At 72.0% G+C, this 25,161-nt stretch carries 22 protein-coding genes and 1 pseudogene; 11 read left to right on the forward strand and 12 right to left on the reverse strand.

Annotated elements, in window-relative coordinates; translation table 11 throughout:
- Positions 1-226 (forward strand): annotated as a pseudogene (locus ACFWW8_RS14410) (hypothetical protein); the annotation flags it as partial.
- 365 nt (positions 227-591) lie between these two features.
- Complete coding sequence (locus tag ACFWW8_RS14415) at positions 592-1,074, forward strand: hypothetical protein (protein ID WP_386528141.1); 483 nt, start codon at positions 592-594, stop codon at positions 1,072-1,074.
- Between the two features lie 83 nt (positions 1,075-1,157).
- Here the strand turns inward: ACFWW8_RS14415 and ACFWW8_RS14420 are convergent, their stop codons facing one another.
- From ACFWW8_RS14420 to ngcE, 6 genes are all read right to left on the reverse strand, one after another.
- Positions 1,158-1,379, reverse strand: coding sequence for a recombinase (locus ACFWW8_RS14420; protein ID WP_386528143.1), 222 nt, complete (start codon positions 1,377-1,379; stop codon positions 1,158-1,160).
- A 272-nt stretch (positions 1,380-1,651) separates the two neighbouring features.
- Entirely contained in the window at positions 1,652-2,938 is a 1,287-nt protein-coding gene (locus tag ACFWW8_RS14425; protein ID WP_386528146.1) for a hypothetical protein, read from the reverse strand.
- Complete coding sequence (locus ACFWW8_RS14430) at positions 2,928-3,305, reverse strand: hypothetical protein (RefSeq protein ID WP_386528149.1); 378 nt, start codon at positions 3,303-3,305, stop codon at positions 2,928-2,930. The genes ACFWW8_RS14425 and ACFWW8_RS14430 overlap by 11 nt, the downstream gene beginning before the upstream one ends.
- 481 nt (positions 3,306-3,786) lie before the next feature.
- Entirely contained in the window at positions 3,787-5,685 is a 1,899-nt protein-coding gene (locus ACFWW8_RS14435) for a potassium channel family protein (protein WP_386528555.1), read from the reverse strand.
- Between the two features lie 650 nt (positions 5,686-6,335).
- Positions 6,336-6,635 carry a hypothetical protein gene (locus tag ACFWW8_RS14440; RefSeq protein ID WP_386528152.1) on the reverse strand — a complete coding sequence of 100 codons (300 nt, stop codon included), beginning with the start codon at positions 6,633-6,635 and terminating at the stop codon, positions 6,336-6,338.
- 499 nt (positions 6,636-7,134) lie between these two features.
- Positions 7,135-8,430 carry an N-acetylglucosamine/diacetylchitobiose ABC transporter substrate-binding protein gene (gene ngcE / locus ACFWW8_RS14445; protein WP_386528155.1) on the reverse strand — a complete coding sequence of 432 codons (1,296 nt, stop codon included), beginning with the start codon at positions 8,428-8,430 and terminating at the stop codon, positions 7,135-7,137.
- Between the two features lie 349 nt (positions 8,431-8,779).
- Between ngcE and ACFWW8_RS14450 the strand changes: the two genes are divergently transcribed.
- Positions 8,780-9,442, forward strand: coding sequence for a prolyl oligopeptidase family serine peptidase (locus ACFWW8_RS14450; protein ID WP_386528157.1), 663 nt, complete (start codon positions 8,780-8,782; stop codon positions 9,440-9,442).
- A gap of 132 nt (positions 9,443-9,574) precedes the next feature.
- On the opposite strand, the gene ACFWW8_RS14455 is transcribed toward ACFWW8_RS14450, so the two are convergent.
- The 6 genes from ACFWW8_RS14455 to ACFWW8_RS14480 all read right to left on the reverse strand — a co-directional run bounded on the left by ACFWW8_RS14455 (position 9,575) and on the right by ACFWW8_RS14480 (position 19,320).
- Positions 9,575-10,210 carry a pyridoxamine 5'-phosphate oxidase family protein gene (locus tag ACFWW8_RS14455; RefSeq protein ID WP_386528160.1) on the reverse strand — a complete coding sequence of 212 codons (636 nt, stop codon included), beginning with the start codon at positions 10,208-10,210 and terminating at the stop codon, positions 9,575-9,577.
- On the reverse strand, positions 10,207-11,292 hold the full coding sequence (locus tag ACFWW8_RS14460; RefSeq protein WP_386528163.1) for a LuxR family transcriptional regulator: 1,086 nt from the start codon (positions 11,290-11,292) through the stop codon (positions 10,207-10,209). The genes ACFWW8_RS14455 and ACFWW8_RS14460 overlap by 4 nt, the downstream gene beginning before the upstream one ends.
- A gap of 5 nt (positions 11,293-11,297) precedes the next feature.
- Positions 11,298-12,599: an MFS transporter gene (locus ACFWW8_RS14465; RefSeq protein ID WP_386528165.1), complete on the reverse strand. Its 1,302-nt coding sequence runs from the start codon at positions 12,597-12,599 to the stop codon at positions 11,298-11,300.
- Positions 12,596-14,467, reverse strand: coding sequence for a condensation domain-containing protein (locus tag ACFWW8_RS14470; protein ID WP_386528168.1), 1,872 nt, complete (start codon positions 14,465-14,467; stop codon positions 12,596-12,598). The genes ACFWW8_RS14465 and ACFWW8_RS14470 overlap by 4 nt, the downstream gene beginning before the upstream one ends.
- A gap of 260 nt (positions 14,468-14,727) precedes the next feature.
- On the reverse strand, positions 14,728-15,471 hold the full coding sequence (locus ACFWW8_RS14475; RefSeq protein WP_386528170.1) for a hypothetical protein: 744 nt from the start codon (positions 15,469-15,471) through the stop codon (positions 14,728-14,730).
- Between the two features lie 207 nt (positions 15,472-15,678).
- Entirely contained in the window at positions 15,679-19,320 is a 3,642-nt protein-coding gene (locus ACFWW8_RS14480) for a BTAD domain-containing putative transcriptional regulator (protein WP_386528173.1), read from the reverse strand.
- Between the two features lie 423 nt (positions 19,321-19,743).
- On the opposite strand from ACFWW8_RS14480, the gene ACFWW8_RS14485 reads away from it, so the two are divergent.
- From ACFWW8_RS14485 to ACFWW8_RS14520, 8 genes are read left to right on the forward strand one after another with little or no spacing between them, the layout of a single operon-like run.
- Entirely contained in the window at positions 19,744-20,622 is an 879-nt protein-coding gene (locus tag ACFWW8_RS14485) for a diiron oxygenase (protein WP_386528176.1), read from the forward strand.
- Positions 20,619-21,488, forward strand: coding sequence for a hypothetical protein (locus tag ACFWW8_RS14490; RefSeq protein ID WP_386528179.1), 870 nt, complete (start codon positions 20,619-20,621; stop codon positions 21,486-21,488). Before ACFWW8_RS14485 ends, ACFWW8_RS14490 begins: the two co-directional genes overlap by 4 nt.
- Before the next feature lie 38 nt (positions 21,489-21,526).
- On the forward strand, positions 21,527-21,958 hold the full coding sequence (locus ACFWW8_RS14495) for a holo-ACP synthase (RefSeq protein WP_386528182.1): 432 nt from the start codon (positions 21,527-21,529) through the stop codon (positions 21,956-21,958).
- On the forward strand, positions 21,955-22,215 hold the full coding sequence (locus ACFWW8_RS14500; RefSeq protein WP_386528184.1) for an acyl carrier protein: 261 nt from the start codon (positions 21,955-21,957) through the stop codon (positions 22,213-22,215). Before ACFWW8_RS14495 ends, ACFWW8_RS14500 begins: the two co-directional genes overlap by 4 nt.
- A 59-nt stretch (positions 22,216-22,274) precedes the next feature.
- Complete coding sequence (locus ACFWW8_RS14505; protein WP_386528186.1) at positions 22,275-23,099, forward strand: class I SAM-dependent methyltransferase; 825 nt, start codon at positions 22,275-22,277, stop codon at positions 23,097-23,099.
- Positions 23,099-24,058 (forward strand): 3-oxoacyl-[acyl-carrier-protein] synthase III C-terminal domain-containing protein, encoded by a 960-nt coding sequence (locus ACFWW8_RS14510; RefSeq protein ID WP_386528188.1) that lies wholly within the window; start codon positions 23,099-23,101, stop codon positions 24,056-24,058. The genes ACFWW8_RS14505 and ACFWW8_RS14510 overlap by 1 nt, the downstream gene beginning before the upstream one ends.
- A complete protein-coding gene (locus tag ACFWW8_RS14515; protein WP_386528190.1) occupies positions 24,055-24,324 on the forward strand; it encodes a phosphopantetheine-binding protein in 270 nt (89 codons plus the stop codon). The genes ACFWW8_RS14510 and ACFWW8_RS14515 overlap by 4 nt, the downstream gene beginning before the upstream one ends.
- Entirely contained in the window at positions 24,321-25,160 is an 840-nt protein-coding gene (locus tag ACFWW8_RS14520; RefSeq protein WP_386528193.1) for a hypothetical protein, read from the forward strand. The genes ACFWW8_RS14515 and ACFWW8_RS14520 overlap by 4 nt, the downstream gene beginning before the upstream one ends.
- The last annotated feature ends 1 nt before the right edge of the window (position 25,161 follow it).

Raw genomic sequence — 25,161 nt, forward strand, 5'->3', positions numbered from 1 at the left:
GGGCATCGTGGAGACCCTGGTGCATACGCACGACCTGACACAAGGGCTCGGTCTCGCATGGAGCCCGCCTGTCGATCTGTGCTCTCGGGTACTCGCTCGGCTGTTTCCGGACGCACCGTCGTCCACGGATCCCTGGCCCATCCTCTTGTGGGCCACAGGACGCGCCGAACTACCCGGACACCCCCGTCTCACCACATGGCGCTGGGACGGCACACCCCGGGCATAGGCCAGGACCTGACGGAGTCGGAACGGAATCCCTTCCTGCCGTGGAAATCGGACAAGGCCGAGGGCCTGGCGCGCATCGCGGCAGAGGTAGCTGCGCATTCCCGGTTGCCCGACTCCGGTGACATCTGCTGGTTCACCGTGCCGTGACGCCGTCCAGGAAGCGGACGGCGCCGGGGTAGCGGGCGGCCGGGCGCGGACCCCCGTACCGATGACGTCGTCGAAGGCTTCTCTGCAACCAGTCGCGCTTCGCAGCCCGGCACCCCACCGTCCGCCTCGGTCCGACGTCCGTAGCGTCGTCGCGCGCATCGGCTCTGTGGCAGCGAAACGAGGATGCGAAACGGCAGCTCGGAGGACTGGAAAGGGGAGATGACCGTCTTCCTCTGTTCCAAGTGCGGCACCGCGATCACGCCTGAGCTAACCGTGCTGGCCACCATCCCTGACGTCTCCTACGACGAGCGCGATGGAAACAAGGAGACAAGGCGGGCACCTTCCACCATTCCGCGGGGCCGCTATGCGATCGGTCTCGAGCCGTGGGGACATCCCTACGTTGTGCAGGACGATCAGGAGGACCCGAAGCCGGCTCAGTCGCGTGGCCTCATGGTCCTCGGGGAGGAAGGCTTCGTCATCTCGGCGGGCAGCCGACAGACAGTGCTGGTGCACCCCGACGACGCCGGCCTTCAGCCCCTGCCCAACTGGGAAAACAGCATGGGGTGCTGCGGGCCGACAGGCGACAAGGGGCTCAACCGGGCCTGCCCCTGCGGTGCTCCGGTCGCGACCCTGGCGGCCGACTGCTTCGGTCCCCACGAACTACACCTCGACCCCGTCCGGACCTACGCGTTCTCACAGTAGGACCGCGCAGCGCACAGGAACGCCATACCCGGCCTAGGCGGGTGTCCACTTCCGATTCGTCCGGATCTCTGATCGTCAGGGTCTCAGCCCGAAGGATGGCGAGTGGTTGGAATGCCGAGGACAACGGGTGACCGCCGGCTGAGGCGTGCGGCGTCGGCTTGCTTGGTACGGACGAAGGTCAGGGTGATGTCGATACCTTCGATCTCGCCGGGCCACTGCTCGTCCTCGGCGCGTTTGCGGCGGAGGACCAGGTCCTTCTCGATCTCGGCGAGCCGCGGCAGCATCATGGGGTTGACCTGCAGCATGGGGCATCGGATGCAGGCGTGTTCATGCTGGCAGGGTGATCCGTATGGGCGACCGCAGTTGCCGAGCTCGACTTTGCGCTTGTCGAAGTGCTCTTCGAACTCCGCCCACTCCTCAGGCGTGACGTCGACGTACTCGCCTTCGGGACGCGCGGCTCGTCGGTGGTTCAGGAACGGCTGGTAGGGCTGGACGATGTCCTCGGCGAAGACCGTTAATGGTGGAGTCGCATACTGGAAAAGTCCGAATGTCTGGCCCCGCTCGTCCCCGAAGCGGGTCAGTGTGAGCCGCTCTCGGCAGCAGCGGGTAGGTCGCGTGCTTCACGGAGCATCTCACCTGCCGTCGAGTTCGCGCCGGTGACCAGATGCCCGATTGCTTGGTCAGTCAGCGATCGCGTCAAGCGTTGAGGGCCGCTGTTTGGACGGACGGTGGCAAGGTGGCGTTCGAGGGCGACGCTTTCACCCAGGGCCGGAATGACCTTCTCTATGAAATGCTGCGGGAGGCAGTTGAAGGCGACCGATTGGCGGATGTTGCGGCGGCGCAGGAGGGTCCCGAGCTCGGCCAACTGTGTGGGATCGAGTGCAGACCGGTCTCCTGTCCTGGAGATCGCGTCGTCGATGGCATCGCGTCCCGCGCGGTAGGTCTGCCGGACGCTGAAGGACCACCAGTGGAAGCTCACGCCGAGTACTGGCTGGAGTGCCTGGTGATCTGGGCTGACGCCGATCGGGACTGTCTGGCCGTCGGTGGTCCGCTCGTCCCGGGCGCCGGACCTGGCGAACAACGCGGCTTGGACGGCCTGATGGAATCCGAAGTTCCCGCGATCGCCTTGGGGCGGCAGGTGGTCGCAGGTGGCGATGGCCTCGGCCAGGAGTTCTCTGGCTTCCTGCGGATGCCCTGCGTCGGCGAACCGGGGCGAGACCCCCGCGAGCCAGATCGCCAGTCCGGGCAGACAGCGTGGTTCGGCCTCGGCCATGCGGCGTTTGAGCTGGATGGCCTCACGTTCAATCTCCAGGCTCGCATCGGCCCGTTCGGCTAGATCGAGGTAGATCGTCAGATCGAGGAGCGACCACACGACACCGTCGGGTGAGGGGTAGCCCGCCGAGCCCTCGGTTGCGTGGTAGATGTCGACGACCTCGCGTTGAGCGGTCACGGCCCGCTCGAACTGGCCGGCCTCGGCAAGGCCGTGCGCGAAGGCGCCGAGGATTTTGATCTCCTTCTTTCCGTCATCGCGGTGACGGTTCAACTGCTGGGCAAGTGCCGCTGCCTCGGTCTTTGCAGCCAGGGAAAGATCATCGGCATGCGCAAGGGAGTACTGCAGGCCCAGCGAGGAGATCGCATGCGCTGCGGCTGCGAGGTGTTCGTCGGAGCTGCTGGTGAGGAGGCCTCGATAGATCGCTCCGGCCTCCTCGAAGTAGGGGATGCGTGCAGATGGTCGCTCGCGGTCGATTCGCCATCCGAACTCCAGCAGGCGGCGGGCCAGAGTCGGCAGTCCGGTGCTGGGCTCCTCGCGAGCCAATGTCCGTGCCTCGGCGATCGACTCCTCGGTGACCGGCTCACTCCTCATCGAAGCTCTCCTTTGGCGTCGTGCAACTGGTGATCGGGGAACCTGCGGTGCCGGCCTGTCCCGATCGGCGGCTGACGTCGGCGGCGTAGGCGGCCCAGTCGCCGGCGGCGGCCCGCTGCCATTTGACGGCGACGGTGATGTGGATGCCCAGGGTGCGAGCGAGGATCGCGGCCGGCAGTTCGGGGGCGAGCTGGAACAGGGCGGTGGAGCGGGTCTCGGCGGGGCGGATGCCGAGTTTACGGAGGCGTTCGCCCATGGCCCAGGTGCTGATCGGGCGTCCGGGCTGCCCGCCGGGCAAGAGCCAGGGAGAAGCCGTCCGGGCGAGGACGGCGTGGCTGCGTTGGACCGCGACCTGCTGCAGGGCCATTCCCCCGAGAGTGCCGGGGAGGGCGACTGGGGCATCGCCGAGGCGGATGGGGGGAATAGATGCGACTGATCTTCTCGCCTTGCCCCTAACACGCCCTGACCAGGCCTTTTGATGCGTGGGCAAGCGCTGGGGGATCGGTGGAGGAACGGAGGGCAGTCGGTGCCTCGCGACCTCCGCAACGAGTCAGGCTCCCGTTCAGCACCCCTTATCAAGCCCGCCGCCGACCCTGCGGCGCATCCCCATGCCGCCCCGCTGACCGTCCGGGCCGCGAAGCGCCGCCATCGTACAAGTACGTGCCTCGCCCGCTGCCCCTCCCCCAACGCCCGCCTCGCTGCCGGGAGCACTCGCGTCCCGGACAGGCTCAAGGCCGGTTCGTGTCAGACATGGCATGCCGGCACCAGACTCGGCCGGGTGCGGGAGGCGAGCGACGCCCGCAAGTTGTCCATGCCCGCTCTCGGAGAGATGGTTCTCCAGGCGGGGTTCAGGGCTGGGGCGTACGCGTCGCCCTCCGCCCGAGCAGCTCGGCCAGACCGCGGCGAGTGGCGGCGACGACGACGCGGTCCTCGCCCCGGAGTACGTAGCCGGGGTGCAGGTTCCACACCAGTCCGGGGCCTCGTACGGGTCCGTCGCCGGCCGCGGTGGCGAGGTCGGGGCGCCGATCTTGCGGCAGCGACGTGTCCAGGGCGATCACCCGCCAGGAGCCTGGGCGGAAGGACTCGGTGATCGTGCGCCCCTCCAGCTGCGGGTGCCCGGCAACGTCGAGGGCGGCGAACACCAGGACACGGCGCTCCACCGGTATGGCGCCGAGGATCTGGCGGCCCATCATCGCTCCGGCGAAGGCGGGTGCGGCGAGGTGGGTGACGCTTCGGCTGCGGGTGAGGGCGGTCGGGTGGGCGACGCGCAGGGTGCGGTGGACGGCGTCGGCGAAGCCGTCGTCGTACAGGCGCATCACCACCCGTAGATCGGGCTTGACGGCCCGGGCGTACAGGGCGGCTTCGAGGTTCGTGGTGTCGACACTGGTCAGTGCGAGCAGGCCGTGCGCGCGGTGGACGCGGGCGGCCTCCAGTACGCCCTCCTCGGTGACATCGCCGAGCACCACCGGCACGCGCAGGCGCCGGGCCAGGGCCAGACCGCGGGCCTCCGGGTCCGACTCCACGCACACCACCGGGATGTCCAGCTCCCGCAGCCGCGCCAGCACCCGGGCACCGATCTTGCCCAGGCCCAGCAGCACGACGTGTCCGGACAGTCCACGGGGCGGGCGGCGTAGGACGGTCGCCGTCCGGAACGCGCCCAGGGCCTCCAGTGCCGCCGCGACCAGGACCGGGAGCAGGAGCAGGCCGACGAGCCCGGCCAGGATCTGCAGCACCTGCCGCTCGGTCGGCTCACCCACGGCCGGGTCGTTGATCGCGAAGATGTCGAGGAGGGTGATGTACGCGGCGTGCAGCGGATGCTCGCCCGTGGTCACCCAGGACGCCACCGCGAGCGCGGCCACGGCCGCCACGAGCCCGGCCAGTGACCAGCGCAGCCGTCGCGAGAACAGGGAGGCCATGGGCAGCGAGGCGGCGGAAAGCCGCCCGCCGGAAGGCGCGGGACCGGCGTGGGAGACCGCCTCCAGGGCGACGATGCCCCGCCCGGTGGCGGCCGCAACCGCCCGGTCGTCGGGCAGGAGGTGCGGGCCCCGGTCCCCGCTCAGTTCCGACGCTTCGCCGCCGGCCGGGTCGGTGGACGTGGCCGACAGGAGTGCCAGGGTGCACAGCCCTGCGTCGGCGGCCTCTCCCCGTCCCGGAGGCGTACGCTCCACGGCACGCAGCAGCAGGCCGTCCGCCTGGACGACCTTGCTGGTGCCGGCCACCGCGCTGGCCGCCAGCGCCGGGGCGGCCGTGTCGGCGTCCGAGAGGACCGTCGTCGAGGAGTCCAGCTCCCGCAGGTCGATCCCCGGCTCGGCGACGATCGCCGCCTGGTCGAGGAGTTCCTCCAGGTGCTGGCCGAGCTTGCGGTTGTAGAGCCGGATCACCAGCCGCAGACGGGGGTTGAGGCGCCGGGCCACCAGGGCCGCGCCCACGTTGGTGTCGTCTTCCTCGTAGACCAGCGCCAGCGCGGCGGCCCCGGCCACCCCCGCGGCGGCCAGCACCTCCTCGTCCGGCTCAGCCGCCTCCAGGACCCGCAGCTCGCGCAGGGCCGACTGATCCCCGGACGGCGTACGTGACCGCATCCCCGGCACGCGCCCGAACAGACCGCGTCCGCCGCCCCCTTGGCCCCGCGTCACGCTCGGCTGTGCGGCACGGGCGGCCGGCATCACCAGGGTGACCCGCTCCTCGTACACCTCCTGCAGTTCGGCGGCGAGCCGACGGGCCAGTCCGTCGTCGCCGCACACGATCATCCGCCGGGCGGATTCCGGCTGTTGCGGTTGCGTTGAGATCGGAGACACCGCCACAGAATGCCGGGCCGGGCGGACGATCCCCACCTCGCTACTTTCTGCTCGGCCACCCCGGCCGTAGATCAATTCGGGGCGAATCGGCTGACGTTGCCGTGCCGGAGGCGCTGTCCCGGCGCGGGTACGCGCCGCTGGACGAGCGCCGCCGCGTACGGATCCACCCAGGGCCGCAGCCGGTGAGCGCCGCCTTCGCCTGGGCGGCCTTCGGTACGGCGGCCCTGGACCCGCACGCCAGCCGTCGGTATGGCACGCCGTCGAGCGCTGGTCAGAACCGAAGGCCGTCACGTCGCGGACGTGCGAGCAGCCTCTTCCTGAGCTGAGCGCCGAACGGGTCCTTCCCTGCCGCCCTGCGCCCTGCGCGGCGGACAGCGTTCCGTGCCGCTAGCGCGGTGTCCGACCGCCCGACCGAGCCGTCCACCGCCTGCGAATCCCGTCACCGGCCTCACCGACCGCGACCAGGACAGCGGCGGACGCGGCGCGCCCGGCAAGTGATGCGGGGTACCCGAGAGCAGTGCCGGCAAGCCACACCAGACCGGTCAGGACCGCCCACCATCCGATGACGGACCAGGCGACAACCCGCCGACGCGGCTTCGGTGTCATCGGGCGCCGCTGTTGAGGGTGCCGAGGCGGGCCAGGCCGGCCAGCAGGCATCCGGCCACCGCGACGATCCCGCCGGTCGCAGTCAGGGCCAGGCTCATCTCCGGGGAGGCCCCGGACAGGCGCGGGATCGCATTCAGGGGCGCTACGGCGTAGAGCGCCAGGAGCGCCCAGCCGTGAGCCCGTACCGGCGCGAGCCGGGCCCGCACACGGGCCGGTGCCCGGCCCGCGGCCATCGCCAGCCCAGCGGGCAGCAGAGTGAGAGAGAAGATCGTCAATCCGATCCACTGCCAGATCATCGGCATAGTCCTGTCGGTGCTGTCGGCGGGCAGATGCGGCCATGAGCAGGCCGGTGACGAGCAGGGCCAGACCGATGGCGAGCACGGGAGATCCAGGGCCCGGCAGGAAGTACATCGCCACCCCGGCCGAGGTCACAGGCGCGCCGATGCCGACCATAGCCCAGGCGACCTGTCGCTCGGACACGGGCTGCTCCTTGCTCGGCACCGCGGAGGATGCGGCGGGTGGATGGCGGCCGGCAAGGAAGGCGGCGAGTGCCCCGATGAGCAGCGCCCAGGCCGCCGCCGCCCGGCCGAAGCACGCACCGCCGATCAGGACCATGGCGGCGGCGACCGTCGCACCGGCAGCCATGGCCTTGGGGTGGGTGGCCAATGCCCACTGGTGCCGGGCGCTGCCCGGGTGCTTCAGCTCCGTGAACGCGATCGTGCTGATGACGGTGGTCTGCGTCAGCCTCTGCCTCGTCTTCAGAGAAGGCGCGACTGACTGTGAAGGTGAAGAGGGTCAGGGGTGGCGGTACTTGGGGACCGTGGGGTCCTGAGCGGTGGCGTCGGCGGCCCGCTGGATCCGGGTGAGGGTCTCCGCCGGAGCGAGGCGGCCGGCCATCATCTCGCCGATCAGTCCCGCGATCACCTCGCGGTTGAGGGTCTGGTACCAGTCGGTGCGCGGCGCGACGGTGTGGGAGCCGGCCGCCGCGGCCATGGCACTCGCCGACGCGAGCCCGGGCGGGAGGTCCACGCCCTCGGCCGCGCCGCGGACCGTGGTCAGGGAGGACGAGGTACGGGAGAAGTCGCGGGCGGACTCCCGGGTCAGCATCAGACGCAGGAGTTCCATGCCGCCCCCGGGGTTGGCCGCGTTCCGTGGGACGACGTAGGCCTCGCCGACCTGGGCCCAGATGGTCTCGAAGGGCATCGCGTCGCCGGAGTCGAGGCCCGGGGGCGGGGTCACCGCCATGCGGAAGCCCGGCGGGGTCGTTGCCGCCGCCTCCTTCTCCACCCAGGTGCCGTTGGGGATGAACAGTGCCTTGCCCTCCGTCCACGCGGTCTGCGACGCGGTGTGGTCGAGCTCGGGCGTGCCGGGCAGGACGTAGCCCTTCGCGGTGAGTTCGTGGTAGGCCTCGAAGGCCTGCCGGACGGCCGGCTGACGCCAGGCCTGCGGCTCCAGGTTCTCGATGGACTTCAGTACGTCGGGGCCGCCGATCTTCGCGATGAAGGGGTACAGGGTCCACTGGAGGTAGAAGGGGTACCGGCCCGGGTAGGTCCAGCCGGCGATGCCCTCCTTCGCGGCGGCCGCGCACAGCGCCAGCATCTCGTCCCAGGTGCGCGGAATACTCCAGCCGTGCCGTTCCAGGAGTTCTTCCGAGTACCAGAGGCCGAAGGCGGAGTAGGCGTAGTTCAGGGCCCACACCTCCTCGCCGCCGAACCGGCCCTTCTGTGCGACGCCGTCGATCAGCGTCTCCCCGACCGTGAGGGCCGGGTCGTCGGCGGAGGGCGCGGCGAGCAGGGGCCGCAGGTCGGTCAGGGCCCCGGACGCGGCGAGCGCGGCCGTCGGCAGGGATTCGGGACCCGTGTTGTCCAGGAGGTCAGGCGGCGTGCCCGCGTCGAAGCGGGGCTGGAGTGCGGCCCGGATGTCGGGGACGGCGGTGTGCGTGACCTCCGCCTCGGGGAAGGCCGCGCGGTAGCGGGCCTCGGCCTCGACGACGTACCGGTCGCCGAGGCCGCCGTCGAAGACGACGACGTCCAGGCCGGCGCGGGCGTCGACTCCGAAGGGACTGCCGGATCGTGTTTCCAATTCGTTCACCCTCAGCAGATGGATGCGTGTGCCGACCAATGCGGGCAGCGCGATTATCGCGACGCGTGCACAATTCGACGGGCGGTAATTTACGAGGAATTCTAGTCCGGGCGGGTATGGGGTCGGCCATAGCGGGGCTACAGCCGCGAGACCCCCTCGACGGACCGAGATACCTACACTGAACTGCACTTATGGCGTGACCAGCATGCAAGGTCGCCGGTAGGGGAAGTTTTACGGACGCCGACGCGGAAGAATTCGACTGAATGAATCCGAAGGTCCATCGGTTTCATTGACAGGGCGAGTGGGGGGCGAGATACTGAGGCCTGAAATTTCGCCCCACCATTCGAGGCAGGTGTGTGTGACCACAGTTCTGCAGTCCCACGTATTCAAAGTCGACGACGCCGGGAACAGCCTCCCGTACCTGCTGCACCTGCCGTCCGGCTACCGCGAGGACGAGGCCGCGAAGTGGCCGTTGCTGCTGTTCCTGCACGGCGCCTCCGAGCGCGGCGACGACCCCATGGACCTCGTCGCGCACGGGCCGGTCAAGCAGCTGGCGCAGGGCGCCGAGCTGCCGTTCGTCGTGGTGGCGCCGCAGTGCCCGGCATACAGCACCTGGGCCCCGGAGATCAGCGGCGTGCACGCGCTCCTCGAAGAGGTCTCCGTGCGGTACCGCACGGACCCGGACCGCACCTACGTCACCGGACTGAGCATGGGCGGGGCCGGGACCTGGGCGATCACCGCCCGCTACCCCGAGCGCTTCGCGGCCGCCGTCCCGATCTGCGGGTCGTGGATGCCCGAGGCCGCCGACCGGATCGGCGACCTGCCCGTGTGGGCCTTCCACGGCGAGGACGACCTCAACATCCCGGTCGCCCACACCGACAAGGTCGTCGCCGCGCTGCGCGAGCGCGGCAACGACGTCCGCTACACCCGTTATCCGGGGGTGGGCCACGACTCGTGGACGCGAACCTACGACAACCCCGAGGTCTACGCATGGCTCCTGGCCCAGCGCCGGACACCCTGAGCCGCAGCCCGAACTCGACCGCGGTCAAAGCCAAGGCCAAGGCCACGGCAACGGCTGCGGGCGCGGCCGCGGCAGCAGTCGCGTACGTGCGGGGGCCCGCCGGGACGACTCCCGGCGGGCCCCCGCACGTGCTCACTCACCGCGCAGCGCGGCGAGTTCGGCCCTCAGGGCCGTGTTCTCCTCCTCCAGGTCCGCGAGGCGGGCCCGGACCGGGGAGAGTGCCGCGGCCAGCTCCGACTCGCTGAAGCGCGGGGTGATGTGGCGCGGGCAGTTCCAGTCCCACCCCTCGACCTCCACGGTGACGAGCCGCTCCACCCGGCCTTCCGTACGGGTCGAGGAGACCTGCCGGACGTGCTTCTCGGGGGCCTGGTCCACGGGGACCGCGAACGCGTGGCCGTAGAGCTTGAGCCGGGTGCGGCGCGCGTGGTCGATGAAGAACAGGGCCGCCTTGGCACTGCCGCGCAGGTTGCCGGTGGTGATGTACTGGCGGTTGCCGCCGACGTCGGCGAAACCGATCGTCGTCGCGTCCAGGACGTGGACGAAACCGGGCGGGCCCCCGCGGAACTGGACGTAGGGCCATCCGGTTTCGCCCGCGGTGGCGATGAGGAAGCCGTCCAGGCCGGTGATGAAGGCGGCCTCGTTCCCGGTCAACGGGTCGGGGCCTTCCGCCGGGACGGCGAGCCGGCGCCCCGCCGCGTGGCCGCTGCCCATCTCGTGCTGGACCGCGCGGACCCGGGGCGTGTAGGCGAGCTGGGCGTAGCGGCTCATGCGGGCTTCTCCATCGTGAGCAGGGAGTGCGGACGCTGTTCCTCCCGCTCCCGCCGCTCCTGGGCGGCGCCCACCAGTCCGGCCTGGGCGGCCCTGACCCCCGCCTGGAAGCGGCTGTCCGCGGCGAGGTCCTGCATGATGGCGGCGACGTGACGGCGGAAGGAGCGGTCGGACATGCCGATCCGGCGGGCGACGACCTCGTCCTTGATGCCGGAGGCCAACAGCTCCAGGATGGTGGACCGCAGGTCGCCGAGGGTCTCGGCGTAGCCGACGGTGCCGGGCTCGAGACGGAACGCCGACTGCCACACCAGGTCGTGGATGCTGCCCAGGTACGTGGCGACGCTGGGCTCGTAGACGATCGCGACCCCCGCCTCACTGTCGGCGGGCACGAACGCCACCTTGCGGTCGAAGGCGAGGAAGCGTCCGTGGATCTCCCTCGAGGTGCGCACCTCGCCGCCCGCCTCGGTCAGGGCTCCCACCCGGGCCCGGGTGGCGGCGTCCCCGCGCGCCGTGTGGGGGTAGAGCGCCCGGGCGCGTACCCCGCGGCGCAGCGCTTCCATGATCACGGGGTGGGCGTGCCGCAGCTCGGTGGGTTCCTGGGCCGCGCAGGGCTGCATCAGCAGGATCTCGCCGGTGCACTGCCGTGCGGCGTCGATCAGTCGCAGCCGGATCTCCTCCGGATCGTCGGTGACCACCACGCTCTCGCCCCGTGGCCGGTCACGGCGATTGCTGTTGAACGCCTCCATGAAGGACTGGAGTTGGCCTTTGACACCCGCCAGCTGGCGACGGTTGTCGTGGATGGCCTGCTCCAACGGGACCAGCAGCTCGACCTGGGCGGCCTCGGTGTCGACCGCGACGAGCTCACCCCGCGTGCCGGCCGCGTCCTTGACCAGCCGGAGCCCGCGCAGCACGCCGACGGCCTCGTCCACACGGCGCCGGGACGCGTCCAGTTCACGGACCAGGGCCTCGGGGGTGACGGCCCCGCGGCCGAGCGCGTGCTCGTAGACCTGGACGGCGAACTCGTCCACGCGGCCGTCCGGTCCGGGCTCGACGAGCAGGCTCCGAGCGGCGGTGGTGTCCATGTTCATCAACTCCTCGTGCTGTCCTCGGCGGCCGGCGTGCCGGTCGGTACGGCACGCAGCCGCCGGATGGCGGGTACGGCGAGCAGCAGTCCGCTGCAGAGCAGGCCGAGCAGGGTGGCGAACACCATCAGCGGCCGCTGGCCGGTGAGGGAGGAGAGCGGACCGGCCAGGGAGCGGCCCAGGGCCATCGAGACGAGGGACCCGGCCACGTCGTAGGCGTAGACGCGGTTCAGCAGTTCGGCGGGGATCTGGGTCTGCACCGTGGTGGCCCAGATGACGGACCACAGGGCCAGGCCGACTCCGGCCACCCCCCAGACGAGGCAGAGCAGGACGATCCCCGGGCGCATCGCCGTGACGACGGGGAACAGGGCGAACAGGGCCCAGCCGACGGAGCCGACGGCCAGAGGCCGGGACGGGCGGACCTTGATCGCCACCAGCCCGCCGATCACACCGCCCGCGCCGAGGGCCGCCATGCCGATGCCGAGCCCGGTGGAGCCGAGTTCACCGACGACCAGGTCCGCGCCGACCGGCAGTGAGAGCCCGGCCACGAAGCATCCGTAGAGGAGGAAGGTGGTGATGACCCCCCACAGCCAGGTACGGGCGCGGAACTCGTGCCAGCCGGTGGCGAGCTGGCGCAGGAAGGAGTCGCCTCCGGCCGGTTCGGCCGTGGCGATGCGGAGCCCGAAGAGGCAGCCCGCGCTGACGGCGTAGGTGGCGGCGTAGATGACGAAGACCACGCCGGCGCCGGAGAAGCCGACGAGTACGCCGGCCAGGGCCGGGCCGAGGACGCCCGCGCTCGATTCGGCGATGCGCAGCACCCCGTTGGCGCGCTGGACGTCGGTCGAGACCTGGGGGACCATGCTGGCCACGCCGGGCTGGAAGAGGGCGGTCGCGGCGCCGCTGAGGGCCTGCAGCAGGACGATCGCCCAGAGAGAGGTGTGCCCGGTCAGGAACATGAGGGCCATGGCGGACTGGAACGCCAGCCGTGCCAGGTCCGCGAGGACCATCATGCGGCGCGGCGTGAACCGGTCGGCCAGGACCCCGCCGAAGAGCATGCACAGGGCGAGGGCGCCCATCCAGGCGCCGAGGGCGTAGCCCACTCCGGCGGTGCCGTATCCGGCGTCGAGCAGTCCGACGGAGAGGGCGACGGGAAGCATCGCGTCGCCGAGCAGGGAGCTGGTACGGGCTCCGAAGTAGAGGCGGAAGTTGGCGGTCCACAGCGGTGCCGCGGCCTTCGGGCCGGCTGCATGCCCGGTGGGCGGGACGCCGGGGGTGTCGTCGGCGCGGAAGTCCGTCTCGGTGCTCACGCGTGGTCACGTCCTTGGGGGCGGCCGGAGGATGCGGCGGTGACGGGCAGGGCGGCCCAGGCGGCGGGGTCGTCCCGGCCGGACTCGGGGGCGACCGGGTGGACGACGTAGTGGTGCGGCGCCAGAGCGGTGACCCGGCCCGGCAGGGCGAGCAGGGTGCGCTCGTGGACGGCTTCGGGGCTGGCCGGGACGGTGAGGTGGCACACGAGGCGGTGCCCCAGTTCCTCGTCGGGTTCGGCGACGACCAGGTGGGGGGCGTCGCCCATCACCTCGGCCATCAGGGCCCGTACGGCGGCGGTCTCGATCCAGGAGTGGTCGCTGAGCAGCCAGCCCTCGCCGCGGGCGACGGGAGCGGGTCCGCCGAGGGTGGGCACGTCGGTCAGCGGCACGTCCCTTTCGGCGGCGGACCGCAGCAGGTGGAGCAGGCCGCGTCCGAACTCCTCGGCTTCGTCCTTGTCGAGGGTCTGCGGGTCGACCCAGAGGGTGAGCTCGAACTCCTCGTCCATCCGGTAGAGGCAGGCGAAGAACCGGCAGGGGATGTCCTCGGCGGGCAGCCAGGTGAGGGAGCCGCCCAGTTCGGGATCCTCCTCCGGCGGGGGCTGGTGGCCGGGGATCCACACGGCGGGGAGCCGGCCGAGGGCGGACTGGTCGGGGGAGCCCGCCGCGGTGGCCAGGGCGCTCATGTCGTTGAAGACGAGGTCACGGGCGAAGGAGATGCCGCGCTGACCGCTGACGCCGTTGATCACCTGCCAGACGGCGGTGGGGTCGAACCAGCTGCTGCGGTAGGCGGGCAGGGCGGCGGAACGGACCCGGCGCACCACGGCGTCGAAGCTCTCCAGCGCGTCTGAGCCCGCTGCGGCGGCGCCCGAGCCCGCGCCGTCGCCGGCGTCCGTGTCCGTGTCCGTACCGGTGACCGCGCCTGCGGTCTCGTCCCGCGTCCCGGCGAAGGCGACGGGCAGCAGCGCGTCCTGCGCCAGCGAGCCGAAGAAGCCGCGCAGAGCGCGCACCACCCGGTTGCCGGACAGGGAAGTGGTGACGACGGTGCGGTGGCCCGTGCGGTGCGCGATCAGGGTGACGAGCGCCGCGAGCGCCACGGCGGAGGGGCTGGACCCGGTCCGCTCGGCGACGGCCCGCAGGTGGTCGGGAACGGTGCTGGAGCGGATCGCGAGCCCGGCGTGCAGCCAGGAGGTCTTGGCGGGTGCGTCGTGCGGCGTGGTGAACATCGCCTGCGGTACGCGTTCCAGCTGGGCACGCCAGTAGCGCACGGCACCCGCGCCGAGGCGGGAGATGGTGGGGCTCTGTTCCAGGGCGACGACGTCGATGGGCTGCATGCCCTCCGGAGGCAGCGCCCGGCCCGCCGAGAGCGCGGTCCACTCGGCGTGCAGGGTCTCGCAGGCGGCGACGTCCATGGCCGCGTGGGTGACCACCCAGACCAGGTGGCGGGGTACGCCGTCGGCGGTGACGACCGCGGCGCGGAAGGGCAGTTCGGATGCCAGGGCGAACGGCCGGGAGCGCAGTCGCCGGGCCGTGCGCTCGGCCGTCTCCAGAGGGTCCCCGGCGGTCTCGACGAGCTCGACGCCGAGCTCCCCGTCCCCCGCGACCTGCTGGACGGGCGGCGTCGCCGGCGGATAGGTGGTGCGCAGCGCCTCGTGCCGCTCCACGAGGGTGCGCACCTGTGCGGCGACCCGGTCGAGTCCGCTGCCGGCGTCCGACGCGGCCGGCGCGTCGAACACCATCGCCAGATTGAGCCGGGTCGGGTCCTCGTCGACGGTGATGGCGCGGACGATGTTGGCGTGGCCGAAGGAGAGGGGGCCGCTACGGGCGGCCAGACCGGAGAAGGACACCGTGAGCTGGGACAACGTGGTCACCTCGGTGAAGGGAGCGGGCAGGGGCTGGGGTAACGGACAACAGGCAACGGGCAACGGGGAAGGCGCGGTGCGCATGCACCGCCCGTGCGGCAACGAGGATCGCTGCGGATGCGGGGCCGTCGGTCACGGCGGGGAGACGCGGGTCGGCGTCGGCGGGAGACGCGGGTCGGCGGGAGCCGACGGCACGTCAGCGGTGGTGGGGAGGAGGTCCGCCCCGGTCGGTGGCGGGTGAGCGGCGTGTCGGCGGCCGGCCCGGCGGATCAGCCGCGGACCCGGCCCGGGGTGCACAGCGCCACCGTGGCCGAGGCGTACGGCGCCCCCGCGACCAGGGCACCGGGGCCCGCCTCGGCCAGCCGCTCCAAGAGCCGGGGCCAGCCCGCGTTCGACCGTACGGCCAGCTCGTGCGCGGCGCCCGTCAGGAGGCACACCCGGCGTACGTCGCGCGAGGCCAGGCTGCCCACGACGGTTCGACCGGCCGCCTGCGGATGGGCCAGCGGCGCCCGGGGGCCTCCTCTCACGACGTTGACGGTGCGGTCGGGGAACTGGAGCACCACGGCCGCGTCCCCCAGCACCAGCAGGTCCAGGAAGTCGCCCCGCTCGCGGACGACGGCGACCGCCGTGGCGGGAGGCTCGCCGGGAGGACCCGGCGGCGGGGAGGGCACCAGGACCCGCGCGGGGGTGCGGCGCTCCAGGGGCAGGTCCCGGAGGGCCTCGCGCAGCAGGAGGGACAGCGGGACCTGCTCCTGCCGGAGCAGACCGTCGGCGAGCCGGCCACCGAGTGCGCGGGCCGCGCTGCCGGCGTCGATGTCGTGCCCGCCCTCGGAGCCGCCGACGCGGCCGGACACCCGGGAAGCGGGCCCTGACGGCCCCTCTCCCCCACCCTCCCCCTCGTACGGCGTCGCACCGCCCACGTCCAGGAGAGCGGCGAAGTGCCCGCCTGTGAGCACGAGTTCCGCGGAACGGCCGTGGCCGTGTCCGGGCCGTGTGGCGCTGGTGATCTCCACGCTTCTCCCCTCCCCGCTGGTCTGTACCTTTGGACAGAGCCTAGGGAGGCGCGGTCGCCGCCCGGCTCCAGTGCGGCCATAGCGCCGCGGGCCCCTCCGAGGACCGGGCCTGCCGCCCCTTCACCGGTCCTGACCTGCGCGGAGCATCCCCGCACTGGAGCGGGCCGACGCGCGGCGGCAGAACCCGCAACGGCTCCCCCCGGCAGGTCAGTACCGGCCGGCCGCACCGCTTCCCGCACCGCTTTCCACACCGCGCACCGACTCCCGGAAGCCGGGGATGCGCATCTCCCGGAAGAGCAGCAGCGCCCTACGACGGTGCCCGAAGGCCCGGACGCCGTCGCCCAGGGCCGCGTACGCCTCGCCGAGTGCCATGTGGCTGCGTGCCTCGCCGGGCCGGTGGCCGGTCTTCCGGTGCAGCTCCAGGGCCTGCCCGCCCACGGCGAGCGCGACCCCCGGGTCGCCCAGCCGTGTCCGTACCAGAGCGAGGACGCCCAGCGCGGAGGCTTCGAGGAGCTGGAACCCCGATTCCAGTGCGAGGTCGAGAGCCTTGCCGACGGCGGCGAGGGCCTCCTCGGGAGCGCCCGCGCGCAGGGTGGTGGTGGCCAGCCCGATGAGCGCATAGGCCTGCGGATAGCGGTCGTTGACGGTGTCGGCCAGTCGCAGCGCCCGCCGGTAGCAGTCGGCGGCGGCCGGGTCACCGGCGCGTTCCAGCGCGGCTCCCATCGAGAACCACGCGCTGGCCTCCAATCGCGTGTTGTCCAGCTCCTGCGCCAGGGCGACGGCCCGGCGGGCCAGGCCCGCACCACCGACGTGGTCGCCCAGGTCGGAGTGGGCGGTGGACAGACAGCTCAGCGCCACGGTCTCGCTCGCCCTGTTGCCTTCCTCCACGAACACCGGGAGGGCTCGGCTCATCACCTGGATCGCGTCCAGGGGTCGGCCCAGGGCCCGGTAGACGATGCCGAGGTTGGTGTGCGCGATCGCCGCCCCGCCCACCGAGCCCAGCCCTTCGAAGATCCGGGCCGCCCGGGTGTAGTGGTCGACGGCCTGGTGGAGCGAGCCCAGCTTCCAGCACATCAGGCCCTGGCTGATCAGGTCGTCCGCCGCCCCGACACCCTCCGCGACTCCCGTGGACGCGCCTGCCTCGGTCAGGTCGCGGGCCCGGGAAAGGAAGTGGACGGCCTTCCGCATGGCCCCGTTCTCCTGGTGCGCGGCCCCGATCCGGCGCAGCAGGGCGGCCTGGCCCTCGATCCAGGCGGCCTGCTCGGCCAGTTCGAGCGCGCGCGAATACTGCTGCTCGGCCTCCGCGTTGCGGCCGGCGGCCCAGTCGCAGTCGCCGAGCCGCAGCAGGGCGGCCGACTGGGCCCGCAGGTCGCCGTCCGCGAGGGCGGCCGCGAGGCCCGCACGGGCCACCGCGAGCCGGTCAGCGGTGTGCATGCCGAGCGAGAGGTGGCCGTGGAGTGCCTCCGCGAGCCGCCACGCGAGCCGGTGCGCCCCGCTCTGCCCGGTGTACAGGACGGCGCTGACGAGGTTCTCGCGTTCCGCGGCCAGCCACTCCGCGCCCTCGCGGTCGGGCAGCTCGGCGGCCGCCTCCGCCCGGGTCAGGTACCAGTCCAGCAGCCGCCGCAGGGACTCTTCCGCCTCCTGCTCCCCAGCCAGTTCCCGGGCGTAGGAGCGCAGCAGGTCGTGCATCCCGTACCTGCCCGGGGTGGGCTCCAGGACGAGGTGGGAGTGGGCCAGGCCGCGCAGCAGCCGTCCGGTGTCGGCGGCGCTCTGCCCGGTGAGGGCGGCCGCCGCGAGCGGGGTGATGTCGGTGCCGGGGATGAGGCTCAGCAGTCGGAACACGCGCCGCGCCGCCTCGGGCAGCGCCAGGTAGGAGAGGTCGAAGGCGGCCCTGACCGTGGAGCGTTCGTCCCCCTCGACCTGGAGACCGCCGATCAGGCTGCCGCCGGCCAGCTCGGCGCAGTACTGGCTCACGGTGAGGGACGGGTTGGCGAGCAGGTTGGCTCCGGCGATGCGGATGGCGAGCGGCAGCCAGCCGCACAGCCGGGCCAGGTTGACGACGGCGTCGGGTTCGGCGGCGACCCGGTCCTCCCCGAGGATGCGGCCCAGCAGGGTGTGGGCCTCGGAGAGGTTCAGCACGTCGAGGCCCAGCCGGCGGGCGCCCTCCGCGGCGACGAGTCCCGCGAGCTGGCTGCGGCTGGTGATGACCACCCGGCAGCGTCCGCTGCCCGGTAGCAGGGGACGGACCTGGTCGGCACTGCGGGCGTTGTCGAGGACGATCAGCATGCGCCGGTCCGCGAGGAGGGTGCGGTAGAGCGCGGCGGCCTCCTCCTCGCCCGCGGGGATGCCGTCCGGCGGCGCGCCGAGGGCGCGCAGGAAGCGGGCGAGGACGTCGGCGGGGCTCAGCGCGGGGAGCGGGGAGTGTCCGCGCAGGTCCGCGAAGAGCTGCCCGTCGCCGAACTCCTCCTCGTGGACGTGCGCCCAGTGCAGGACCAGCGCGGTCTTGCCGACGCCGGGCGGACCGACCACCGTCATGACCCCGGCGTGGGCGGTGGGCTCCGCCGACAGAAGCGAGTCCAGCTCCTGGAGTTGGTGGGAGCGTCCTACGTACGAGGAGGCGGCGGCCGGCAGTTGGGAGGGCCTGACCGGGATCGGTGCGGCGGGCACCGCGGACCGGGCTCCGGGAGGGACCGGCGGGCCGGCGGCACCGGCCGGGGCCCCACCGGTCGGCGCGCCCGCCCCGGCCGCGCCCGACCCGGCCGTGCCCGACCCGACCGTGCCCGACCCGGACGCGCCCGCTCCCGACCCGGCCGCGACGCCCGTGGTCCCGGCGGCGGGTGCGGGCAGGTTCCGCTCCGGTTGCGGTATCTGCTGGCGCAGCACGCGCAGGTGGATCTCCCGCAGCTCCGGCCCGGGCTCGATGCCGAGCTGTTCGTCGAGGCGCTCGCGCAGGCCGGAGTAGACGCCGAGGGCGGCGGCCTGCTCGCCGCAGCCCGCGAGGGCGAGGATCAGCCGGCCGTGCACCCCCTCGTGGAGGGGTTCGGTGCCCGCCATCTCCCACAGCACGGGCAGGGCTTGGCCGGGCCGGTTCAGGGTGAGGCAGAGGTCGGCGTACAACAGGGCTGCCTCGGCGCGGCGTTCGGCGGCCTGGACGGCCTGGGGGTGCTGGTCGAAGAGGGCGTCGACGTCGCTGAGCACCGGTCCCCGCCAGCACGCCAGCGCTTGGGCCAGTGCCTCCCGGGCCATTTCCGGTTCGCCGGCGGCGTGGGTGCGCCGGGCCCGCGTGAGCAGCTCCTGGAAGCGTCCGAGGTCGGTCTGGACGCTCTCGGGGCGCAACCGGTATCCGCTGGGCAGCAGTTCGACGACGGGAGCCGGATCACCGGGGGGCCGCCCGGGTTCGAGTGCTTGCCGGGCCTGGCTGATGTAGGTGTGGATGAGGCTGCGCCAGGACTGCGGGGGGCCGCTCGGCCAGAGGGTGTCGATGATCTCCTGGTGGGTGGCGGCGTGGGGGTGGCGCAGGGCGAGCAGGCCCACCAGCCGACGGATCATGGGACGGGTGAGCGGGACCTGACTGTCGCCGCGCCGGACCACGAGCGTACCGAGGACCGCGAAGCGCAGCCGGCCCGGTTCGCGGGCCGGCTTCTCACGGGCCGCCGCGTGCAGTTCGCCCGCCTCGAAGTCGGGGAGTTCCAGGGCGACGGCGAGACGCTGCACGGTGCGCAGCTGCGGCCGCAGCACCCGGCCGCGTTCGATGTCGCGCAACGCCCTCGTGCTCATTCCGGCCTTGTCCGCGAGCTCGCGCTGGCTCAGCTGGGCCCGCCGGCGGAGCATCCGGATCCGGCGTCCCATGGCTGCCGAACCGCCGTCCACACCGCTTTCCGGGGAGGCCCCGGTCCGGGGCCCGGAGGCCGTCTCCGGCGTGCCGGACGAAGCGGGACCCTTCACGGCGGAATGCGGTGACACGGGCGTGACCCCCTCAGGTGCGGACGGCGTCGGGAAATTGGTCGGAGCGATCCGCTCGAATCCTTCAGCAGCCGTGCAAATCGCCCACCTGTCACTGTTCCGTCGAACAGCCCGGCACTGCGACGGTATCCGAGAATGACCCCTGTTGGATATGACACCTGGCCCCACGGCGCGATTTCGGCCCTGTGGCCGAGTGGTGTCCGAACCCGGCCAGGCCACTTCCGGGCATTGAACGACAGCACGGGGCGCGCATAGTTTCGAACCCGGAACGAGCCAGCAACTCCCATCCGAACGGAGGCCACTGACTCCATGGTCAGCGAGGTACTAGAGCGCAGCGAACGGTTCCAGGGGATCCTGGGCCGCCTCACCGCGAAGTCGATCGACGACTACTACAACCCCTACCGGCTCTTCGAATGGCCTGAGGAATTGCCACAGGACATGTGGTGGATGAGTCCGGAACTCACCACCACGCATGACACCGAACTGGCCGGGCGGCTCGACGCAGAGCAGCTTTATTCCCTCTCCCGCTACGAGAGCATCAATTTCTACAGCCTGAACGTGCACGGGATACGCGAACTGCTCATCGAAGTGGTCAGCCGGATCCACACCAAGGGATTCGAGATCCCGTCGGAGTTCTTCCACCACTTCATCGGTGAGGAGAACGAGCACATGTGGTTCTTCGCCGAATTCTGCCTGCGTTACGGCAACGGCAGGATCTACCGGCAGCCCGCCGGCGCCGGCGGCGGTTCCGGGACGCACCCCGCGAAGATCGAGAGCCTGCTGGTCTTCGCGCGGATCATGATCTTCGAAGAGCTGGTCGACCACTACAACTCCGCGATGGCGGTCGACAAGCGGCTCCACGAGACGATCCGGGCGATCAACCGCCTCCACCACCAGGACGAGTCCCGCCACATCGCCTTCGGCCGCGAGCTCGTCCAGCTCCTCTTCCAGGACGTGCGCGCCACAGCGAGCGAGGAGGAGCTCGAGCAGATCTCCTCGTACTTGCGGCGCTACATGACCCACAGCTTCGAGTCCCTCTACCACCCGCAGGTCTACCGCGACGCGGGCTTGGAGAACCCGCACGAGGTGCGCCGCATCCTGCTCGCCTCGCCGGCCCGGGCCAGGGCCGAGGAACGGACCTTCCGCAAGACCGCCAAGTTCCTGGAGAAGACGGGAATCATCCGATGAACCGGCTGACGGGAAGCGGGCAATCCCCCGCGCTGGCCATATTGGGACCGGCGTCCACGCGATTGCTGCGCGAGCTCGACGGGATCTTCGCCGGATGGGGTCTCACGGAAGGCGCGGAGGAGATCAGCCCCCCGCCGCTCTTCCCGGTCACCGACCTGGAGAAGTTCGACGTCTACACGAACTTCCCGCATCTCGCCTGGGTCGCGGGCTCCCTCGACCTCGGGCCGGGAGAGGCCAAGCCGGTGGACGGGCGGTTCGCTCCGGAGCAACTGCGGGAATCCCGCTACGGGCTGCCGCACGCCACCTGCTACGGCGCCTACCTCTACCATGAGGGCGGGACCGTCCCGGACGACACCCTGCTCACCCTCGTCAACCGCTGCTTCCGCAACGAGGACCACTACAACGGCCTGCGCCGCCTGGCCAGTTTCCAGATGCGTGAGATCGTCGCCCTGGGCGACTTCGAGCACACCCAGCAGGTCATCGCCCGCTTCACCGAGCGCATCGAGTCCTTCTCCGCCGCGCTGGACATCGGACTCGACCGCCAGGCGGCCACCGACCCCTTCTTCCAGAACGACGGCGCCCGGGCACTCCTCGCCAAGCTCAGCCCGGTCAAGTACGAGTTCCAGTACGGCGACCTGGCCATCGCCTCCGTGAACACGCACCGCAACTTCTTCGGCGAGCGCTGCGACATCCGCCTCGCCTCCGGAGGGCACGCCTTCACCTCGTGCGTGGCCTTCGGCCTGGAGCGCTGGCTGCACGTCCTGTCCGAGCGCCACGAGGGCGATCTGGACTCCGCGCTGGACGCCGTCCGCACCGCCGCCACCGCGGTGGAGGCCGCGGGTACGGGCGCGGGCGGCGGGCGCTGAACCCCGTCGGCCGGCTCCCCGCCGCACCCCGGATCGGAGTGGACCTCGTACCGCTCTCCCGCGTCGCGGCGCTGCTGACCCCGCGGTCCGGACCGGCGATCGAGCGGATGCTCACCGTCGAGGAGCGCGAGCTCTGCGCAGGGGACGCCACGGGCACCGCCGGCCGTCTGGCCGCCAAGGAAGCCGTTTTCAAACTGTTCGGCTCCAGCGGGGCGCCGCTCCCCTGGCACTCCATCGAGATCCTGCGGGAACCGGGCGGCCGTCCGCTCCTGCGCCTGACCGGCAGGGCCGCGCACCTCGCCGAACAGGCGGGCCTCGGGCCGATCGACGTCAGCATCAGCCACGACGGCGGCTGGGCCGTGGCCGTCGCCGTCGCACTGGCCGCAGCGCCGAGCACCCCGCCAGCGCCGACCCCACCAACGACGACCCCACCGAGCACACCACCAACAGACGGAGGAGAAACCCCATGAGCGTCGCCACCGAGACCGCCGGCAGCACCCACGCGGGCATCGACCAGGTCAGGAACTGGATCCTCGGGCGTCACGAGGAGCCCGTCGAGCTGAACCACGACACCAACATCATCGAGAACCGGCTGGTGGACTCCCTGTCCTTCGTCGAACTGGTCTACGCGATCGAGGGAGCCAGCGGCACCGAGATCGACTTCGACGCGATCGACATCGAGGACTTCCAGTCCCTGGCGACCATCGAGAAGGCCTTCTTCGCCTGAGGCCCCGCAGCGCCCCACCGACCGCGCCCCGACCCCACCCCCCGAAAGAAGGCCGAACCATGCACGCAGTCTCCTACACGGCCCAGTGGATGGCCGCCGCCCGCGCCCTGGAGTCCGACCGGGACGACGCCCTCTACACCGACCCGCTGGCCCGCGCCCTCGCCGCGCCCAAGGGCTTCGAGCTGATCGAGCGCTACGAGGGCGGCGGCCTGCTGCCCTTCATCTCCATCCGCACCGCCTTCCTCGACGAGAGCATCCGCTCGGTCCTCGCGGAGGGCACGATCAAACAGGTCGTCCTGATCGCCGCCGGCATGGACACCCGCGCCTTCCGCCTGGACTGGGCCGACGGCACCACCGTCTACGAGGTCGACCACGGCCCCCTCATCGAGGAGAAGCGCCGCCGCCTCGACGCCCTGGGCGCGGTCCCGCGCACCGACCGGCGCGAAGTGTCCGCCGACCTCACCGGCGAGTGGCTCCCCGAGCTGGAGAAGGCCGGCTTCGATCCCCGCCTCCCCACCCTGTGGATCGCCGAGGCCCTCACCTTCTTCCTCACCGACGAGCAGGCCGCCGGGCTGCTCCGGCTGCTGGCCTCCTCCTCCGCCCCCGGCAGCCGACTCTCGTTCGACATCCTGGGACGCACCCTGCTCCGCAGCCCCTTCTCCAAGCCCTTCCTCGACACCCTCGCCGCCGACGGCACCCCGTGGATCTTCGGCAGCGACGAGCCCGAGGAGTTCGTCGCGGCCAACGGATGGAAGGTCACCGACCTCAAGGAGCCCGGCGAGGAAGGGGCGGGCGCGGGCCGCTGGCCGTACGCGGTGCAGCCGCGCACCCGGCGCGGCGCCAACCGCCTGTGGCTCATCCGCGCCGAGATCGCGGCCAGCTGATGGCCCGCACCACGCTCGAACGGGTCGAGTCGTACCTGCCCGAACGCAGCGTCCGCATCGAGGAGCTGAGCGAGCACCTGGGCCTGCGCCGCGCCGAACTCGGCGTCTTTCGCAAGTTCTACGGCCTCGAAACCCTGCGCTTCGACCCCGGCCTGGACCTGTTCGACCTGCTGCGGCCGGCCGCCCGGCGCGTACTGGACGCGTTGCCGGACGGGGGCCGGGTGGCCTGGCTGGTGTACGCCCACACCACGCAGGCCGTCACGCCCGCCGACGTGGAGCCCGCCCAGGTGCTCCGCCGGGAGCTGGGCCTCGACGGGGCGGAGGCCTTCGGTCTGAGCCACCAGGCCTGTGTCTCCAGCCTGGGCGCGCTGGACGTGATCGGCGAACTGCTCCGCGCCGAGGGCGACGAGAACGCGTACGCCCTGATGATCACGGGTGAGCGCGCGTTCTCCCCGATCGTCCAGCACATCCCGAACACCGCAATCATGGCCGACGCGGCCGCGGCCTGCCTGGTCACCCTGGACGGCCGCGGGGACACGGTCCTCTCCTTCGTCACCCGCACCCTCGGCGAGTACGCGGACTGGCTGGACCTGACCCCGGAGCAGAGCAACGACTTCGGCCAGCAGTACGGCCCGCGGATCGCCGAGGTCATCCGGCTGGCGGTGGCCGAGGCGGGACTGGCCTTCGACGACATCGAGTTGATCATCCCGCACAACGTCAACATGCTCGCGTGGCGCCAGGCGGTCAAGGCACTGGAGGTGCCCCTGGAGAAGGTCTTCCTCGACAACGTGCCGCGCTACAGCCACACCTTCGCCTCGGACGTGTTCGTCAACTACACGACCCTGCGCGACGAGGGCAGGCTCGTGGAGGGCGCCCACTACGTGATGGTCTCGGTGGGGCTCGGTGCCACCTTCGGAGCGATGGTGATCACCCACCACGAGGGGGAGACGCCGGCATGACCGAACGACACGTCGTGCTCCGCGCCATCGAGAAGGCACTCGCGGAGGTGCTGGAACGGGAGGTCTCCGAACTTCCCGAGGACACCCGGCTCTTCGACGACCTGCGGCTCGACTCCTCCTCCGTACTGGAGCTGCTGCTCCTGGTCGAGGAGAGCACGGGGGCCGTCGTCAACCCCGAGGACCTCGACATCGACCACCTGCGCACGGTCCGCTCCTTCGCCGACTACGTCGCGGGGCTGCTGGACGAAGGGAAGGCAGTGACATGACCGGTCTCGTACTCGAAGCGGCGGCCGCCGTGCGCTCGCCCGCGGGCCCCGGGCCCGCACGGGCCGATTCTCCCCGGGCGGCCACCGTACGGGCCTTCCACGACGACCTGCTCGGTCCGTTCGGGGCCAAGGCCGACGAGGACCTGCTGGCACGGGGCGCGCACGTCTCGCACCGGCGCCTGGCCGACCTGCTCGCCGACTCCGACGCGGTGCGGGGGACCCGGCCCCAGCTGGTCGTCGTCGCGCACGCCCTTCCGGACGTGGTGCCGTTCACCGCGGTCGCCCCGCACCTGACGAACCGGCTGGGGGGCTCGGCGACCAACTTCGCCATCGCGCAGCAGGGGCTGGCCGCGCCGTTCACGGCGCTGCGGATCGCCGCTGCCTACCAGCGGTCCGGCCGGGCCGCCGAGGCCGTCGTCGCCGTGCTGGAGCAGACCACCCTCCCGACGCCCTTCCCCCTCGTCCGGGACACCCCCCTCATCGACTCGGCGGCGGCGCTGGTCCTGCGGGCGGGGGCCGGCGGCGCGGCGGGGCTGCGGCTCGCGGGGGTGGGCTCCGGCGCACCGGACCCCACGGGATGGGACGCCGGGACGCTGCTGGTGCGGGGACCGGGGGCGCGGCCGGACACGGAGGCGGGCCGCGCCGACGTTCACCTCGCGCCCGGCGACTCGTACTGCACGGGCGTCTGGCTCGAACTCGCCCTCCACCACGAGCACTGGCAGCGCTCGTACCGCAGGATCGTCCTGACCGACACCGATCCCCTGACCGGTCGCAGCCATCACGCGGTCTTCACCGCCACGGCCGCCGCGGCCTCCGCTGCCGCGGACGGGCGCTGAC

This window comes from Streptomyces sp. NPDC058701 (genome assembly GCF_042715295.1).
Classification (GTDB): Bacteria; Actinomycetota; Actinomycetes; order Streptomycetales; family Streptomycetaceae; genus Streptomyces.

Coding starts and splice junctions, on each gene's coding strand:
- ACFWW8_RS14480 (WP_386528173.1), bottom strand. CDS start 19,320: ATGGGACGCCGGATCCGGATGCTCCGCCGGCGGGCCCAGCTGAGCCAG.
- ACFWW8_RS14490 (WP_386528179.1), top strand. CDS start 20,619: ATGAACCGGCTGACGGGAAGCGGGCAATCCCCCGCGCTGGCCATATTG.
- ACFWW8_RS14425 (WP_386528146.1), bottom strand. CDS start 2,938: ATGAGGAGTGAGCCGGTCACCGAGGAGTCGATCGCCGAGGCACGGACA.
- ACFWW8_RS14505 (WP_386528186.1), top strand. CDS start 22,275: ATGCACGCAGTCTCCTACACGGCCCAGTGGATGGCCGCCGCCCGCGCC.
- ACFWW8_RS14435 (WP_386528555.1), bottom strand. CDS start 5,685: ATGATCGTGTGCGGCGACGACGGACTGGCCCGTCGGCTCGCCGCCGAA.
- ACFWW8_RS14460 (WP_386528163.1), bottom strand. CDS start 11,292: ATGGACACCACCGCCGCTCGGAGCCTGCTCGTCGAGCCCGGACCGGAC.
- ACFWW8_RS14455 (WP_386528160.1), bottom strand. CDS start 10,210: ATGAGCCGCTACGCCCAGCTCGCCTACACGCCCCGGGTCCGCGCGGTC.
- ACFWW8_RS14430 (WP_386528149.1), bottom strand. CDS start 3,305: ATGGCCCTGCAGCAGGTCGCGGTCCAACGCAGCCACGCCGTCCTCGCC.
- ACFWW8_RS14485 (WP_386528176.1), top strand. CDS start 19,744: ATGGTCAGCGAGGTACTAGAGCGCAGCGAACGGTTCCAGGGGATCCTG.
- ACFWW8_RS14515 (WP_386528190.1), top strand. CDS start 24,055: ATGACCGAACGACACGTCGTGCTCCGCGCCATCGAGAAGGCACTCGCG.
- ACFWW8_RS14500 (WP_386528184.1), top strand. CDS start 21,955: ATGAGCGTCGCCACCGAGACCGCCGGCAGCACCCACGCGGGCATCGAC.
- ACFWW8_RS14440 (WP_386528152.1), bottom strand. CDS start 6,635: ATGATCTGGCAGTGGATCGGATTGACGATCTTCTCTCTCACTCTGCTG.
- ACFWW8_RS14420 (WP_386528143.1), bottom strand. CDS start 1,379: ATGCTGCAGGTCAACCCCATGATGCTGCCGCGGCTCGCCGAGATCGAG.
- ACFWW8_RS14415 (WP_386528141.1), top strand. CDS start 592: ATGACCGTCTTCCTCTGTTCCAAGTGCGGCACCGCGATCACGCCTGAG.
- ACFWW8_RS14520 (WP_386528193.1), top strand. CDS start 24,321: ATGACCGGTCTCGTACTCGAAGCGGCGGCCGCCGTGCGCTCGCCCGCG.
- ACFWW8_RS14510 (WP_386528188.1), top strand. CDS start 23,099: ATGGCCCGCACCACGCTCGAACGGGTCGAGTCGTACCTGCCCGAACGC.